The following is a 13,824-nucleotide window of genomic DNA, read 5'->3' as shown; positions in this document are numbered from 1 at the left end:
TCTATGAACGCTCTCCGTTTGCCTTCGCCGGGTCTCCTGAGCTTCCAGTCTTCCGTGCGAGATAAAAGGCGGCTCCATCTGCCGCGCCACTGACCGCGCAGGCCGCGAAAAATAATTGATCCTGCCATCCGAATGGCTGGCCATAGAGGCCGATATCCTCCGGTGGCTCAGGGGCATTTTCGACAAGAGAGGCCACATATGCCGCCAGACAAATGAACGCGAATGTCAGCGTGACGCACACGACACCAGCAAGGCAATGGTCGCTCAGATTTCGTCGGCCAAACCGCTCCATAAGCCGGTAAAGTCCGAAACTTACCGGAGCGAAGACAGCGAATGCGACCAGAGATGCGAAGAACGGCAACAGAATGCCGGCCGGAATGAGAACCAGGAAAGAGACACCGGAAATCGACTGAGGCTCGGCGAATATTAACATCGCGAAGGCCGTGTAGGTGCCCCCGAGGACGGCCGCCGCGTGTAGCCGTGGAAACCAGTTCTCCCGCTCATGAGCATACATCGCTAGCAGCCTATCCCGGTCACCCAGATCACACCCCGGTCGCCGGGATGCCGGTACGTTGCACCGCCCGCGGCGCCGTCACTTCCTTCCAGGTCGTAAGTGCGGTGCTGACCGCCGGGAACGGGTCGCGCCGGACGAATTCGCCATGGCCCTCCTGTGTCTTGACCGTCGCTTCCTCGATCGCAACGACGCCGCGCGTCAGCGTGAAGCGCGGCAGGCCGGTGACGGTCTTGCCCTCGAAGACGTTGTAGTCGATCGCCGATTGCTGGGTATTCGCCGAGATCGTCTTCGAGCGTTTCGGATCCCAGACGACGAGGTCGGCATCACTACCCACGAGGATCGCGCCCTTTTTCGGGTAGATGTTTAGGATCTTGGCGATGTTGGTGGACGTCACCGCCACGAATTCGTTCATGGTGATGCGGCCGGTGGCGACGCCGTAGGTCCAGAGCATAGGCATGCGGTCTTCAAGCCCGCCGGTACCGTTCGGGATCTTGGTGAAATCGCCGACGCCGAAACGCTTCTGCGCCGTCGTGAAGGCGCAATGGTCGGTCGCGACCACCTGCAGCGAGCCGGAGGCGAGCCCCGCCCAGAGGCTGTCCTGGTGCAGCTTGTTGCGGAAGGGCGGCGACATCACCCGCCGGGCGGCGTGGTCCCAATCCTTGTTGAAATACTCGCTCTCATCCAGCGTCAGATGCTGGATCAGCGGCTCGCCGAAGACGCGCATGCCCTTGGCGCGGGCGCGCCGGATCGCCTCGTGGGCCTGCTCACAGGAGGTGTGGACGATGTAGACGGGACAGCCGGCCATGTCGGCGATCATGATCGCCCGGTTGGTGGCTTCACCCTCGACCTCGGCCGGGCGCGAAAAGGCATGCGCCTCGGGACCATTGTTGCCTTCGGCGAGCAGCTTCGCCTGCAGTTGCGCCACCACGTCGCCGTTCTCGGCGTGGACAAGCGGCAGGGCGCCGAGCGCGGCGCAGCGCTGGAACGAGGAGAACATCTCATCGTCGTCCACCATCAGCGCGCCCTTGTAGGCCATGAAGTGCTTGAAGGTGTTGATGCCCTTGTCCTTGACGATGGTCTCCATCTCGTTGAAGACCTGCTCGCTCCACCAGGTGATCGCCATGTGGAAGGAATAGTCGCAATTGGCGCGGGTCGACTTGTTGTCCCACATGGTCAGCGCCTCGAGCAGCGACTGGCCGGGCGAGGGGAGCGCGAAATCCACGACCATGGTCGTTCCGCCGGCAAGTGCTGCGCGCGTGCCGCTCTCGAAATCGTCGGAGGAATAGGTGCCCATGAAGGGCATTTCGAGATGGGTGTGGGGATCGATGCCGCCCGGCATGATGTAGCAGCCGGTCGCGTCGAGCGTCTCGGTGCCGGAAAGATTGGGGCCGATTTCGACGATCTTGCCACCTTCGGCTTTCACATCGGCCTTGTAGGTCAGGTCGGCGGTAACGACGGTTCCACCCTTGATGACAGTGCTCATGGTTTCGTTCCCTCGCAATGGTGCCTTCGACGGACGCGGCCGCCCACGAAAAAGGCGGAACTTTCGTTCCGCCCGTGAAATCTCATTCGACGACCTCGGCCGTTTCGAGAACAGCGTGGAAGAGGACGTCGGCACCTGCGGCGGCCCATTCCTTGGAAATGTCCTCCGCCTCGTTATGGCTGAGCCCATCGACGCAGGGGCACATGATCATCGTCGTCGGCGCGACCTTCGCCGCCCAGCAGGCGTCGTGCCCGGCGCCGGAGATGAGACTCATGTGGCTGTAGCCGAGCTTCTCTGCCGCACCGCGGACGGTTGCGACCAGCTTCGGATCGAAGGTCACGGGGTCGAAATGGCCGACCGCCTCAATCGAACAGCCGACGCCAAGCGCCTCGGCGATCTTCGGCGCTTCGGCTTCGATCCGGGCGCGCATGCCGTCGAGCTTGGCTTGATCCGGCGAGCGGATATCGACGGTGAAGACGACCTTGCCCGGCAATACGTTGCGTGAATTGGGCGAGAAGAACATCTGCCCGACGCCGCCGACGGCGCCCGGCTGGCTTTCCATCGCAACGGTCTGCACCATCTCGAGGATGCGGGCCATGGCGAGACCGGCATTGACGCGCATGTTCATCGGTGTCGAGCCGGTATGCGCTTCCTTGCCGGTCAGCGTGAACTCCAGCCACCATAGGCCCTGACAGTGGGTGACGACGCCGATCCGCTTGTTTTCGGCCTCGAGGATCGGTCCCTGCTCGATGTGATATTCGAAATAGGCGTGCATCTTGCGGGCGCCGACTTCCTCGTCGCCAACCCAGCCAATGCGCTTCAATTCGTCGCCGAAGCTCTTGCCCTCCGGATCCTTGCGGGCATAGGCGTATTCGAGCGTGTGGACGCCGGCAAAGACTCCGGAGGCAATCATGGCCGGCGCAAAGCGGGCGCCTTCCTCATTGGTCCAGTTGGTGACCACGATCGGATGCTTCGTCTTGATGCCGAGGTCATTCATCGTGCGAACGACCTCGAGGCCGCTCAAGACACCAAGCACGCCGTCGTACTTGCCGCCGGTCGGCTGCGTGTCGAGATGGGAACCGATATGGACGGGGAGCGCATCGGGGTCGGTGCCGGGGCGGGTCATGAACATGGTGCCCATCTTGTCGACACCCATGGAGAGCCCGGCCTTTTCGCACCAGGACTGAAAGAGCCGGCGACCCTCGCCATCGGCGTCCGTCAAGGTCTGGCGGTTGTTGCCGCCGGCAACGCCAGGGCCGATCTTCGCCATTTCCATTAACGAATCCCACAGGCGGTCGGAATTGACGCGCCTATTCTCGCCAGGTGCAGCCATGGCGCTCTCCTCTTTTTCCGGCTAGACCCTCCCCGGGGATAGCCTCATGTTCCCGTCGGCCAGATCGGGGCCTTGCTTTGGTGCCCTTCGATCAGCCGTTGCGTTTGCCGACAATCTGACTGATAATTTGACCGGTTGGTAAACATTACAACTTCCGTAGCGGCACTCAAGCGGGAAAACGAAAAAACCAGTTTGTTGCCCAAATAAATGGCGCGTCCGATTTTTGGGCAAAGCGTGCTCCACCAGCTAGCGTGTGGGCATCGGCAGGGGGCGGGATGGTACTTCCAAGAGCGGCGAAAACACAGAGGCGCACGCGCATCCAGGAGGAAAAGGAGGAGCGCATCCTCGAAGCCGCGCTCGAGGTCTTTTCGGCGAGCGGCTTCCGCGGATCGACCATCGATCAGATCGCCGAAGTGGCGGGCATGTCGAAGCCGAACCTGCTCTATTACTTCCGTACGAAGGAGGCGATGCATCGCGCCTTGATCGACCGCGTTCTTGACACCTGGCTCGATCCGCTGCGCGAATTCAATGCCGACGGCAATCCCGTCGCCGAGATCCGCAGCTACATCCGGCGCAAGTTGGAAATGGCGCGGGATTTCCCGCGCGAAAGCCGATTGTTCGCCAATGAGGTGTTGCAGGGCGCTCCTCATATCGAGGACGAGCTGAAAGGGCCGCTGAAGCAGCTGGTCGACGAAAAGGCCGAGGTCATCCGCGCCTGGGCGAAGGCCGGCAAGATCGCGAATTGCGATCCCTATCATTTGATTTTCGCGATCTGGTCGACGACGCAGCACTATGCCGACTTCGACGTTCAGGTGCGCGCCGTGCTCGGCCAGGAGCAGGCGGGTGACGGGCGCTTCGAGGATGCGGCGCGCTTTCTCGAGCGCTTGTTTGTCGATGGCCTGCAGGTGCGCGAGTAGTTAGACCGGCGCCGGCATGATCTCCGGAAGCCGCGCGGCATCTTCGACGATCCAGGTCTCGAGCGTCGCCTGACGGCCGCGCAGGGTTATATCCAATCGCCTGTAGCCTTCGATGCTGAAACCGGCGCGTTGGAGGAAATCGACGGAAACGGCAAGCTCGGCGTCATGCTCCTTGGCAAGGCCCTCCAGCCGGCTGGCGGTGTTGATCGTGTCGCCGACGGCGGTCAGCGAGGTCGCCTGACCGTAGCCCATCTCGCCGACGATTGCTGGTCCGGCATGCAGGCCGATCGCGAGCCTGAGCGGCTGCTCGAGTTCGCCCTCGAATGTCTGGTTGAGCGCGCGAATGCCGGCCGATAGCCGGGCGGCCGCGGCAAGCGCCTGACGACAGGCTTCCGGGAGAGGCGTCTTCAGCCCGAAGATCGCCAGCGCCCCGTCGCCGATGAACTTGTCGATGACACCGCCGGAGTCCTCCACCGCCTCGCCGATCATTTCGAAGTAGCGGTTGAGCAGGAACACCGTGTCGTAGGGCAGCTTGTGTTCGGCAATGCGGGTGAAGTCGCGCAGGTCGCAGAAGAGCACGGCCACCCGCCGCTCGCGGCCGCCGCCGTTCTGCCGCGCAAGCTGCGTCTTGATCCCGAGGCTGTCAGTATCGAGAATGGGTGGATAGTGTTGAAAAAGTCCAAACTCGGGGCTCGCCGAAAAGTCGGCCAATTAGCGATCTCAGCGAATGTTACTGCTCAATGCCATCTCAATTCCGCTACGCGGCTCACACGCTCCTTGATCGCAGAATTGGTAGGTCCCCCACCTCAATTTTCTTTGTTGGCCTCTACGGCCCTCCAAAAAATCAGAGGTCCCAGAAAACGGACTTTTTCAACGGTATCGGTACGACGGTGACATTGTTGGTAGGCCGGAACTGGCAAGCCAGACGAACGTTGTCTGGGGCGCCGATCCGGCTGAGGGTCGCAAGTTCCGCGGCCTCCGGCGCCGGCTGGCCGTCGAGACCCTCAATGACGCGCACCCGGCAGGTCGAGCACCGGCCGCGGCCGCCACAGACCGACACATGCGAAATCCCGGCGGCGCGGCTTGCCTCGAGCACGCTGAAACCGAGGCTCACCGCCGCCACGCGCCCATCCGGATAGCGCACGCGGACGCGTCCGCGCGCCGGCACGGCGCGCAGCGCCAAGGTTCCGCCGATCAGGCCGGCAAAGCCCGCATAGAAGGCGAGCCGGATGTTCTCGGGCAGGTCAGGATCGACCCGCGGCCGCATCTGGCTGACATAGGCCCTGTCGCCGTAAGCACCGTGTTCCGCATAATCGCGAGCAAGAGAACGGGCGCCGTTGACGAAGCCAAGCAGCGCGAAGATCGGCACGAGCAGGGCAACGGTGTAGAGCAGGAATTCGTAGCGCGGAAACCAGTCTCGGCCGCGCATCCAGAACCAGGCGCCAAGGCAGGCGTGGCTCCATACAAAGAGCAGAGCGACGGTCTGGCGGGTCGTGCCGATCGAACTCGACCACAGCGCGCGCAGGATGCTAGGATAGTCGGCATCGATCCCGGTCAGGAACGGCTCAACCCGGGTGGCGACCACATGGGGTATCAGCAGGAAGGGCAGGCTCAGGCCGAAGAGGATCTTCAGCGCTTCACCGACCGGCATCCTGAGCGTCTGGCGGCGATAGAGACTGTCGAGCGCCATCAGGAAGTGCAGCAGCAGGGCGCCATAAAGCAGGATTGTGCCGGGTACGCTGTGCCAGACAAGAATGAATGACCGCCGCCCGGCTTCCATCGCTTCGATGGAGATCAGGCCGAGCGAATGATTGAAGAAATGCAAGAGAACGAAGGTGCCGAGCACGGCCCCGGAAATCAGGTGTGTCTTCTTGCGTGTATTGGCGGAAAGGATCGTCAAACAGTCTGCCCGGGTCTGCCGGCCAGCTGGCCGCTTCTGATTCCGTCCCTTATTGATCAGATCGCCAGTTCGGACAACTTACGTTTTCTACACAATCTGTTTTGCTTTTTGTTACCAGTGTGCACTTACGCGGAGAAGACGCTACGCCGGCACCTTCCTCTATTCCATGATGCGCGGCAGTCCGGTGGAGAGCGTGTCGATCGCCAGGCGCAGTTTCGGCAGCGGCAGCCGCGTTCGCGGCCATACGGCATAGACCTTGAAAACGAGACCCGGCCGATCGGTCAGCACCCGTATGAGTTCGCCGCGTTGCACGCGTTCGCGCACCAGCCAGCATGGCAGCCAGGCAAGTCCGAGGCCCTCGGCCGCCGCGTCCGCAATCGCCGAAAGATCGTCGAGCCGTAGCCGGGTTTTTGGCAAAATCGTCTCGGCGGTCCTGCCTTCGACAGGAAAGGACCATGATCGCTGTTGGCCGCCGCGGCAGTAGACGACCGCATCGTGGGCCGCGAGCTCCGCTACGGTTTGCGGCCCGCCGCGTGCCGCGAGGTAGGCGGGAGAGGCACAGACTGTCATGCGCTGTTCGGCGACGGCGCGCGTCATCAGCCCGGCATCGTTACCCAATGAGCCGTTGCGGATGGCGAGATCGAAGCCTTCGTCGAGGAGCTCGATAACGCGGTCGTTAAAGGACAGATCGAGCTCGAGATGCGGATGCCTGCGCAACAGGTCGCGAAAGAGCGGCGCCACGCACTGCCGGCCAAAGAGAACCGGCATCGAGATCCGCAACCGGCCACGAATTTCCTGTCTGCCGGATTCGAGAAGGGCCTCGGCTGTACGGATCTCGCCGAGCGCCTTCTGGCAGCTCTCATAGAAGAGCTGGCCCTCTTCGGTCAGGCTCTGCGCCCGTGTGGTGCGATGGAAGAGACGGACGCCGAGCCGCTGTTCGAGGCGGGCGATCGCCTTGCCGACGGCGGAGCGCGACAGGTTCAGTCGCTCCGCCGCTGTGGAGAAGCCGCCAGCTTCCGCAGCCTCGACGAACACTGAGATGCCATTCAGGTGCTCCATCAAATTGTATCCGCCCTGGAACCAATGATGGGAAATCTTATCGCAACTGGCGATCCTGGTTCAACACTATGCTTGTCCAAACCTCAACAAACCGAAAGGAACGAGCATGTCGAAATGGATGCAGGAATGGAGCACCGAGGCGATCGGCCCGCACAATCTGAAGATCGCGGAGCGCAGGGTGCCGGACGTCGGTGAGTTTGACGTACTCGTCCGCACGATGGCGGTGTCGCTCAACTATCGCGACAAGCTGGTGCTTGAATCCGGCATGGGTCTGGAACTCACTTTCCCCTTCGTTCCGACGTCGGACATGAGCGGCGTCGTCGAAGCGGTTGGCAAGGGTGTGACTCGTTTTCGGCCCGGCGACCGGGTGATCTCGACGTTCGCGCCCGGTTGGCTCGATGGCTTGCGGCCGGGAAGCGGCAGGACACCTGCCTATGCCACGCTCGGCAGCGTGCATCCCGGTGTCCTGTCGGAATATGTCGCCTTTCCGGAAGACTGGTTCGTTGTCGCGCCAAAGAGCCTTGACGCTGCAGAGGCAAGCACACTGCCTTGCGCCGGCCTCACTGCCTGGTTCGCGCTGATCGAGAAGGGCCATCTGAAGCCCGGCGACCGCGTCGTGGTCCAGGGAACTGGCGGCGTCGCACTCTTCGGCCTGCAGATTGCCAAGGCAGTCGGTGCCGAGGTGCTCGTAACCTCGAGCAGCCCGGAAAAGCTCGAGAAGGCGCGCGCGCTTGGCGCCGACCACGGCATCAACCGGCTGAGCGAAGATTGGGTGGAACGCGTCTATGAGCTCACCGAGGACCACGGCGCGGACCACATCCTCGAGATCGCCGGTGGCGCCGGCCTCGGCCAGTCCTTGAAGGCGGTGGCCCCGGACGGACGAATTTCGGTGATCGGCGTACTCGAAGGCTTCGAGGTCTCCGGGGCGGTTGCTCCGTTGCTGCTCAAGTCGCCGGTGCTGCAGGGCATCAGCGTCGGGCACCGCCGGGCGCTCGAAGACCTGGTCGGTGCCGTCGATCGCTTGCGCCTGAAGCCGGTCATCGACAAGCGCTACACGTTCACCGAGTTCCGCGAGGCTCTCGCGCATCTCGATCGCGGTCCGTTCGGCAAGGTGGTGATCGAGTTCTGATGCCATGAAAGAAGCAGAAGGCCGCCGGTGGATTCCGGCGGCCTTCCTGTTCTGTCGACCTTGCTTTACTCGGCGGCTTGGCGCGCCATCGGGTTGTTGGGATGGGTCGTCCAGTTGGCGTAGTCCGGATCGACCGGCTTGCCGGTGCGCTTGTCGAGCGTGCCGGCGGCGAGCGGCTCCAGAGTGATGCAGTTTTCGACCGGACAGACGTTGACGCAGAGGTTGCAGCCGACGCATTCCTCCTCGATCACCTCGAAATGGCGCACGCCGTTGACGAACTGGGTGATCGCCTGGTGCGAGGTGTCCTCGCAGGCGATGTGACAGCGGCCGCATTTGATGCAGGCATCCTGGTCGATCTTGGCCTTGGCGACGTAGTTGAGGTTCAAATACTGCCAGTCGGTAACGTTCGGCACGGCGCGGCCGCAGATGTCGTCGAGCGTCCTGTGGCCCTTGGCGTCCATCCAGTCCGAGAGGCCGGAGATCATTTCCTGAACGATCTTGAAGCCATAGGTCATCGCTGCGGTGCAGACCTGCACGTTGCCGGCGCCGAGCGCCAGGAATTCGGCCGCATCGCGCCAGGTGGTGATGCCGCCGATACCGGAGATCGGCAGGCCGTAGGTTTCCGGATCGCGGGCGATCTCGGCGACCATGTTGAGCGCGATCGGCTTGACCGCCGGTCCGCAATAGCCTCCGTGGCTGCCGCGGCCATCGATCGACGGCTCCGGCGAGAAGGTGTCGAGATTGACCGCGGTGATCGAGTTGATCGTGTTGATCAGCGACACCGCGTCGGTGCCACCGGCCTTGGCGGCACGCGCCGGCTTGCGGATGTCGGTAATGTTCGGCGTCAGCTTGGTGATCACCGGCATGCGCGTGTACTGTTTGCACCAGCGCACCACCATCTCGATATATTCCGGCACCTGACCGACCGCGGAACCCATGCCGCGCTCGGACATGCCGTGCGGACAGCCGAAGTTGAGCTCGATGCCGTCGGCCCCGGTTTCCTCTACGAGCGGCAGGATCGCCTTCCAGGCGTTTTCCTCGCAGGGCACCATGATCGAGGCGATCAGTGCCCGGTCCGGCCAGTTCATCTTCACCTGCTTCATCTCGCGCAGGTTCACATAGAGATCGCGGTCGGTGATGAGCTCGATATTGTTCAAGCCGAGCAAGCGCCGGTCCGCACCCCAGATCGCGCCATAGCGCGGGCCATTGACGTTGACGACCGGCGGTCCTTCCTCGCCGAGCGTCTTCCAGACGACGCCGCCCCAGCCCGCCTTGAAGGCGCGCTCCACGTTGTAGGCCTTGTCCGTCGGCGGTGCCGAGGCGAGCCAGAACGGGTTCGGGGATTTGATGCCGACAAAATTGTTGCGAAGATCAGCCATTGTTCTCGTCCTCTCGATCTGCTTTCAAGCAACGGCGCTCGCCAGCGGCGCGTCCGCGGCGAAGGCCCGGTTGATCGATTCGGCGGAATCGCGTCCCATCGCGACAGCGGAAACCGTCAGGTCCTCTCCGCCGAGCACGCAGTCGCCGCCGGCCCAAACATTGGCAAGCGAGGTGCGGCCTTCTTGATCGACGACGATGCGTCCGCTTTCCATCTGCAAGGCACCGAGGCCGGACGCCTGGAAAGTCTGGCCGATCGCCTTGAAGATCTGCTCGGCGGAAATGATACCGGTTTCCCCGGTCGTCGTCAGCTTGCCGTCATCGAGGGTGGTGTATTCGAGCTCGATGCCGGCGACCTTGCCGTCCTTCACCGCAATGCGCTTCGGCTGCAGCCAGTGGCGGATGGTGACGCCCTTCGATGCCGCGAGGTCCTGCTCGAACTCGGAGGCGTTCATGTGCTCCTTGCCGCGGCGATAGCAGATCGTCACTTCTTCTGCGCCGAGCAGCTTCGCCTGAACGGCGGCGTCGATCGCGGTCATTCCGCCGCCGAGCACCACCACGCGGCGGCCGACCGGAATGTCGGCCTTGGTTTTCGACTGGCGAAGGGCCGCGATGAAATCGACCGCGTCCTCGACCCCTTCGGCATTCTCGCCTTCGATCCTGAGCGCATTGACGCCGGCGAGGCCGAGGCCGAGGAAGACGGCATCATATTGCTCGGTCAGATCGGCGAGCGAGAAGTCGCGGCCGAGTACCTGGCCATGCCGCACCTCGATACCGCCAATCGAGAGGACATAGTCGACTTCCTTCTGCGCGAAATCATCTACGGTCTTATAGGCCGCGATGCCGTATTCGTTGAGGCCGCCGGATTTTTCGCGTGCGTCGTAGATCACCACGTCGTGGCCTTTGACGGCGAGGCGATGGGCGCAGGCAAGACCCGCGGGACCGGCGCCCACGACGGCCACTTTTTGGCCGGATCGGGCGGAGCGCGCGTAGAACTGCTTGTTCTCCCTCATCGCGATGTCGGTCGCGTAACGCTGCAGCCGGCCGATCTCGACCGGCCGCTCCTCCGCGGTGTTGCGCACGCAGGCCTGTTCGCAGAGCGTTTCGGTGGGACAGACGCGGGCGCACATGCCGCCGAGGATGTTCTGGTCGAGGATGGTCTTCGCCGAGCCGATCGGATTGCCGGTGGCAATCTGGCGGATGAACAACGGGATGTCGATGGAGGTGGGACAGGCCGTCATGCAGGGCGCGTCGTGACAGAAATAACAGCGATCCGCGGCGACGAGCGCCTCGTGCTTGTCGAGCGGCGGATGAAGGTCGGAGAAATTGGTTTCATACTCGGCAAGCGGCAACCGCCCGCCGAGTATCCCAGATTGCGTCGTTCCCATTTTTGGCTCCCAATGTTTTCTCAGGATCAGAAAACGGTAACACGCTTTATTTTTTATCAAACGGTAAAATTTCCTTCGCGTCCGGCGCAAATGCCCGGAAGACCGGACCTTGCCGCAGGCACCTCGACTCGATCGCGCTCTCGTTTGACAGCGCACGGCAAATAGTGGCAGCAAATCAAAGCGTAGGAGGCGATCGATGGCACGCAAGGCGGAAAGCAACAATAGGCTGGACGATGCAGCCCGCGCGGGCTGGCTCTATTATGTTGCCGGCCGGACGCAGGACGAGATTGCGTCGATCATGGGGATTTCGCGGCAGTCGGCGCAGCGCCTCGTGTCTCTCGCCATGGCCGAGCGGCTGATCAAGGTGCGCCTCGACCACCCGATCGCCGCATGCCTAGAGACGGCGGCGCGGCTGAAGGATAAATACGAGCTGACCTACATTGACGTCGTGCCGAGCGATCCGGGGGCGAGCTCTGCAACGGTCGGCATCGCCGAGGCCGGTGCGGGCGAGATCGAGCGCTGGCTGAAATCGCCCGATCCGGTCGTGCTGGCGATCGGCACGGGGCGGACGCTGAAAGCGACCATCGATCAGCTACCGGTCATGGACTGCCCGCAGCATCGTATCGTCTCGCTCACCGGCAATATCCGGCTCGACGGTTCGGCTGCTTATTACAACGTGATCTTCAGCATGGCCGACACGATCAACGCGCGCCATTTTCCGATGCCCCTGCCGGTTCTCGTCTCCTCGGCCGAGGAGCGGGAAGTACTGCACAATCAAAGTCTGGTAAAAATCGCCCTCGAGCTCGGTGCGCAGGCCAATGCCGCCTTCGTAGGCGTGGGCGAGCTCGGGCCGGACGCGCCCCTCTGCGAGGATGGCTTCCTGGCCCGGGAGGAAATGGCCCGTCTGATGGCGGCGGGCGCGGCCGGCGAGATCTGCGGCTGGATGTTCGATCATGACGGTGCGCTGCTCTCCGGCAGTATCAATGAGCGCGTGGCCTCCGTACCGCTGCCGCCTCGCGATCGGGCGTCGGTGATCGGCATCGCCAAGGGCAGCCGCAAATACGAGGCCCTGCGCGCCGCCTTGAAGGGCCGGATCATCAACGGTCTCATCACCGACGAAACCACAGCCGAGTACCTCCTGAGCGTCTGAATTGCGGCGTGCCGGCCCGGACGAGCGCCGCGTCCCGCATGATCGCCGCCTTTTGGCGACCTTTTCCTAAGCAAAAAAATTGCAAGTGAAAACCGCGCGTTAGCGCATCCGCTGCGTCGCAGCGACGAATGCGCATTGACATTTTTCGCGGAACGGTGAGTAATTGCTCACGAGCAAGGCAAATGCTCAATTTCTTCTGGGAGGAAGTCGATGAATTTGAGAACTTTCCTGCTGGGCACATGCTCGGCAGTCGCTCTGGCAGGCCTGGCCCAAGCAGAGACCCTGACCATTGCGACCGTGAACAACGGCGACATGATCCGGATGCAGAAGCTGGCGGAGGATTTTACGTCCAAGAATCCGGACATTGAGCTCGAATGGGTGACGCTCGAGGAAAACGTGCTGCGCCAGCGCGTCACGACCGACATTGCGACAAAGGGTGGCCAGTACGACATCATGACGATCGGCACCTATGAAGTGCCGATCTGGGCCAAGCAGGGCTGGCTGCTGCCGCTCGACAAGCTCGGTCCCGACTACGATGTCGACGACCTCTTGCCGGCGATCCGCAGCGGCCTGACGATCGACGATAAGCTCTATGCTGCGCCGTTCTACGGCGAAAGCTCGATGGTCATGTATCGCAAGGACCTGTTCGAAAAGGCCGGGCTCACTATGCCCGACGCCCCGACCTGGGATTTCATTGCGGATGCGGCCCGCAAGATCACCGACAAGAGCAATGAGATCTATGGCATCTGCCTGCGCGGTAAGGCCGGCTGGGGCGAGAACATGGCCTTCCTCACGGCAACCGCCAACGCCTTCGGGGCGCGCTGGTTCGATGAGAACTGGAAGCCGCAGTTCGACCAGCCGGAATGGAAGAATGCGCTCGATTTCTACGTCAAGCTGATGAACGATGCCGGTCCGCCCGGCGCCTCGTCGAACGGTTTCAACGAAAACCTGTCGCTCTTCCAGACCGGCAAGTGCGGCATGTGGATCGACGCGACGGTGGCGGCATCCTTCGTCACCAATCCGCATGAATCGACGGTTGCCGACAAGGTCGGCTTTGCGCTCGCCCCCGACACGGGCCTCGGCAAGCGCGGCAACTGGCTCTGGGCCTGGAACCTCGCGGTCCCGGCCGGCTCGCAGAAGGCGGATGCGGCCCAGAAGTTCATCGGCTGGGCGACCGGCAAGGACTATCTGAAGCTCGTTGCCGAGAAGGAAGGCTGGGCGAACGTGCCTCCCGGCACCCGCACCTCGCTCTATGAGAACCCGGAATACCAGAAGGCGGCGCCGTTTGCGAAGATGACGCTCGACTCGATCAACGCGGCCGACCCGAAGAACCCGGCGGTCAAGCCGGTGCCCTATGTCGGCGTGCAGTTCGTGGCTATTCCGGAATTCCAGGGACTGGGCACGGCGGTCGGCCAGGTGTTCTCGGCCGCGCTCGCCGGTCAGATGAGTGTCGATCAGGCGCTCGCCAGCGCGCAGCAGCTGGCGACACGCGAGATGACCAAGGCCGGCTATATCAAGTGAGGCTCCCAAGGGCCGGGATGTCGTCCGGAAACGGCCGGCATCTCGGCCACCTC

The 13,824-nt window shown here is 62.8% G+C and carries 10 protein-coding genes and 2 pseudogenes; 4 read left to right on the top strand and 8 right to left on the bottom strand.

Translation table 11 applies throughout. The features are described 5' to 3' along the window. Position 1 precedes the first annotated feature (1 nt). The 3 genes from USDA257_RS23900 to USDA257_RS23890 all read right to left on the bottom strand — a co-directional run bounded on the left by USDA257_RS23900 (position 2) and on the right by USDA257_RS23890 (position 3,330). On the bottom strand, positions 2–514 hold the full coding sequence (locus tag USDA257_RS23900) for a hypothetical protein (RefSeq protein ID WP_014765570.1): 513 nt from the start codon (positions 512–514) through the stop codon (positions 2–4). 28 nt (positions 515–542) lie between these two features. Beyond that, on the bottom strand, positions 543–1,997 hold the full coding sequence (gene hydA, locus USDA257_RS23895; protein WP_014765569.1) for a dihydropyrimidinase: 1,455 nt from the start codon (positions 1,995–1,997) through the stop codon (positions 543–545). An 82-nt stretch (positions 1,998–2,079) separates the two neighbouring features. Then, positions 2,080–3,330 carry a Zn-dependent hydrolase gene (locus tag USDA257_RS23890; protein WP_014765568.1) on the bottom strand — a complete coding sequence of 417 codons (1,251 nt, stop codon included), beginning with the start codon at positions 3,328–3,330 and terminating at the stop codon, positions 2,080–2,082. Between the two features lie 275 nt (positions 3,331–3,605). Here USDA257_RS23890 and rutR point away from each other — a divergent pair, with 275 nt between their 5' ends. Continuing rightward, positions 3,606–4,247 (top strand): HTH-type transcriptional regulator RutR, encoded by a 642-nt coding sequence (rutR, locus tag USDA257_RS23885; RefSeq protein ID WP_014765567.1) that lies wholly within the window; start codon positions 3,606–3,608, stop codon positions 4,245–4,247. Here the strand turns inward: rutR and USDA257_RS23880 are convergent. The 3 genes and pseudogenes from USDA257_RS23880 to USDA257_RS23870 form a co-directional block, all read right to left on the bottom strand. Further along, positions 4,248–4,907, bottom strand: a pseudogene (locus USDA257_RS23880) (adenylate/guanylate cyclase domain-containing protein); the annotation flags it as partial. A 223-nt stretch (positions 4,908–5,130) separates the two neighbouring features. Further along, positions 5,131–6,147: pseudogene (locus USDA257_RS23875) on the bottom strand (2Fe-2S iron-sulfur cluster-binding protein); the annotation flags it as partial. 159 nt (positions 6,148–6,306) lie between these two features. After that, positions 6,307–7,206, bottom strand: a complete 900-nt coding sequence (locus tag USDA257_RS23870; RefSeq protein ID WP_041414594.1) for a LysR family transcriptional regulator — start codon at positions 7,204–7,206, stop codon at positions 6,307–6,309. 106 nt (positions 7,207–7,312) lie between these two features. Between USDA257_RS23870 and USDA257_RS23865 the strand changes: the two genes are divergently transcribed. After that, positions 7,313–8,335 (top strand): zinc-dependent alcohol dehydrogenase family protein, encoded by a 1,023-nt coding sequence (locus USDA257_RS23865; RefSeq protein WP_014765565.1) that lies wholly within the window; start codon positions 7,313–7,315, stop codon positions 8,333–8,335. A gap of 65 nt (positions 8,336–8,400) precedes the next feature. Here USDA257_RS23865 and preA read toward each other — a convergent pair whose 3' ends face one another. Together preA and USDA257_RS23855 are read right to left on the bottom strand one after the other, a co-directional pair. Beyond that, positions 8,401–9,714, bottom strand: a complete 1,314-nt coding sequence (gene preA / locus USDA257_RS23860) for an NAD-dependent dihydropyrimidine dehydrogenase subunit PreA (RefSeq protein WP_014765564.1) — start codon at positions 9,712–9,714, stop codon at positions 8,401–8,403. Between the two features lie 24 nt (positions 9,715–9,738). Beyond that, complete coding sequence (locus USDA257_RS23855) at positions 9,739–11,100, bottom strand: NAD(P)-dependent oxidoreductase (protein WP_014765563.1); 1,362 nt, start codon at positions 11,098–11,100, stop codon at positions 9,739–9,741. 196 nt (positions 11,101–11,296) lie between these two features. Here USDA257_RS23855 and USDA257_RS23850 point away from each other — a divergent pair, with 196 nt between their 5' ends. After that, the gene (locus USDA257_RS23850) at positions 11,297–12,250 is read left to right on the top strand and encodes a sugar-binding transcriptional regulator (RefSeq protein WP_014765561.1); all 954 of its coding nucleotides are present in this window, start codon (positions 11,297–11,299) and stop codon (positions 12,248–12,250) included. Between the two features lie 210 nt (positions 12,251–12,460). Further along, the gene (locus USDA257_RS23845; protein WP_014765560.1) at positions 12,461–13,771 is read left to right on the top strand and encodes an ABC transporter substrate-binding protein; all 1,311 of its coding nucleotides are present in this window, start codon (positions 12,461–12,463) and stop codon (positions 13,769–13,771) included. Positions 13,772–13,824 lie beyond the last annotated feature (53 nt).

The sequence above is a fragment of the Sinorhizobium fredii USDA 257 genome (assembly GCF_000265205.3).
Lineage (GTDB): Bacteria > Pseudomonadota > Alphaproteobacteria > Rhizobiales > Rhizobiaceae > Sinorhizobium > Sinorhizobium fredii_B.
The sequence above is the reverse complement of the archived record's forward strand: the minus strand, read 5'-3'. Positions and strand labels throughout refer to the sequence as shown.

Excerpts from the sequence above, each read along its gene's own strand:
- USDA257_RS23900 (WP_014765570.1), bottom strand. The coding sequence starts at position 514 with ATGTATGCTCATGAGCGGGAGAACTGGTTTCCACGGCTACACGCGGCG.
- USDA257_RS23845 (WP_014765560.1), top strand. The coding sequence starts at position 12,461 with ATGAATTTGAGAACTTTCCTGCTGGGCACATGCTCGGCAGTCGCTCTG.
- USDA257_RS23850 (WP_014765561.1), top strand. The coding sequence starts at position 11,297 with ATGGCACGCAAGGCGGAAAGCAACAATAGGCTGGACGATGCAGCCCGC.
- preA (WP_014765564.1), bottom strand. The coding sequence starts at position 9,714 with ATGGCTGATCTTCGCAACAATTTTGTCGGCATCAAATCCCCGAACCCG.
- hydA (WP_014765569.1), bottom strand. The coding sequence starts at position 1,997 with ATGAGCACTGTCATCAAGGGTGGAACCGTCGTTACCGCCGACCTGACC.
- rutR (WP_014765567.1), top strand. The coding sequence starts at position 3,606 with ATGGTACTTCCAAGAGCGGCGAAAACACAGAGGCGCACGCGCATCCAG.
- USDA257_RS23865 (WP_014765565.1), top strand. The coding sequence starts at position 7,313 with ATGTCGAAATGGATGCAGGAATGGAGCACCGAGGCGATCGGCCCGCAC.
- USDA257_RS23855 (WP_014765563.1), bottom strand. The coding sequence starts at position 11,100 with ATGGGAACGACGCAATCTGGGATACTCGGCGGGCGGTTGCCGCTTGCC.
- USDA257_RS23870 (WP_041414594.1), bottom strand. The coding sequence starts at position 7,206 with ATGGAGCACCTGAATGGCATCTCAGTGTTCGTCGAGGCTGCGGAAGCT.
- USDA257_RS23890 (WP_014765568.1), bottom strand. The coding sequence starts at position 3,330 with ATGGCTGCACCTGGCGAGAATAGGCGCGTCAATTCCGACCGCCTGTGG.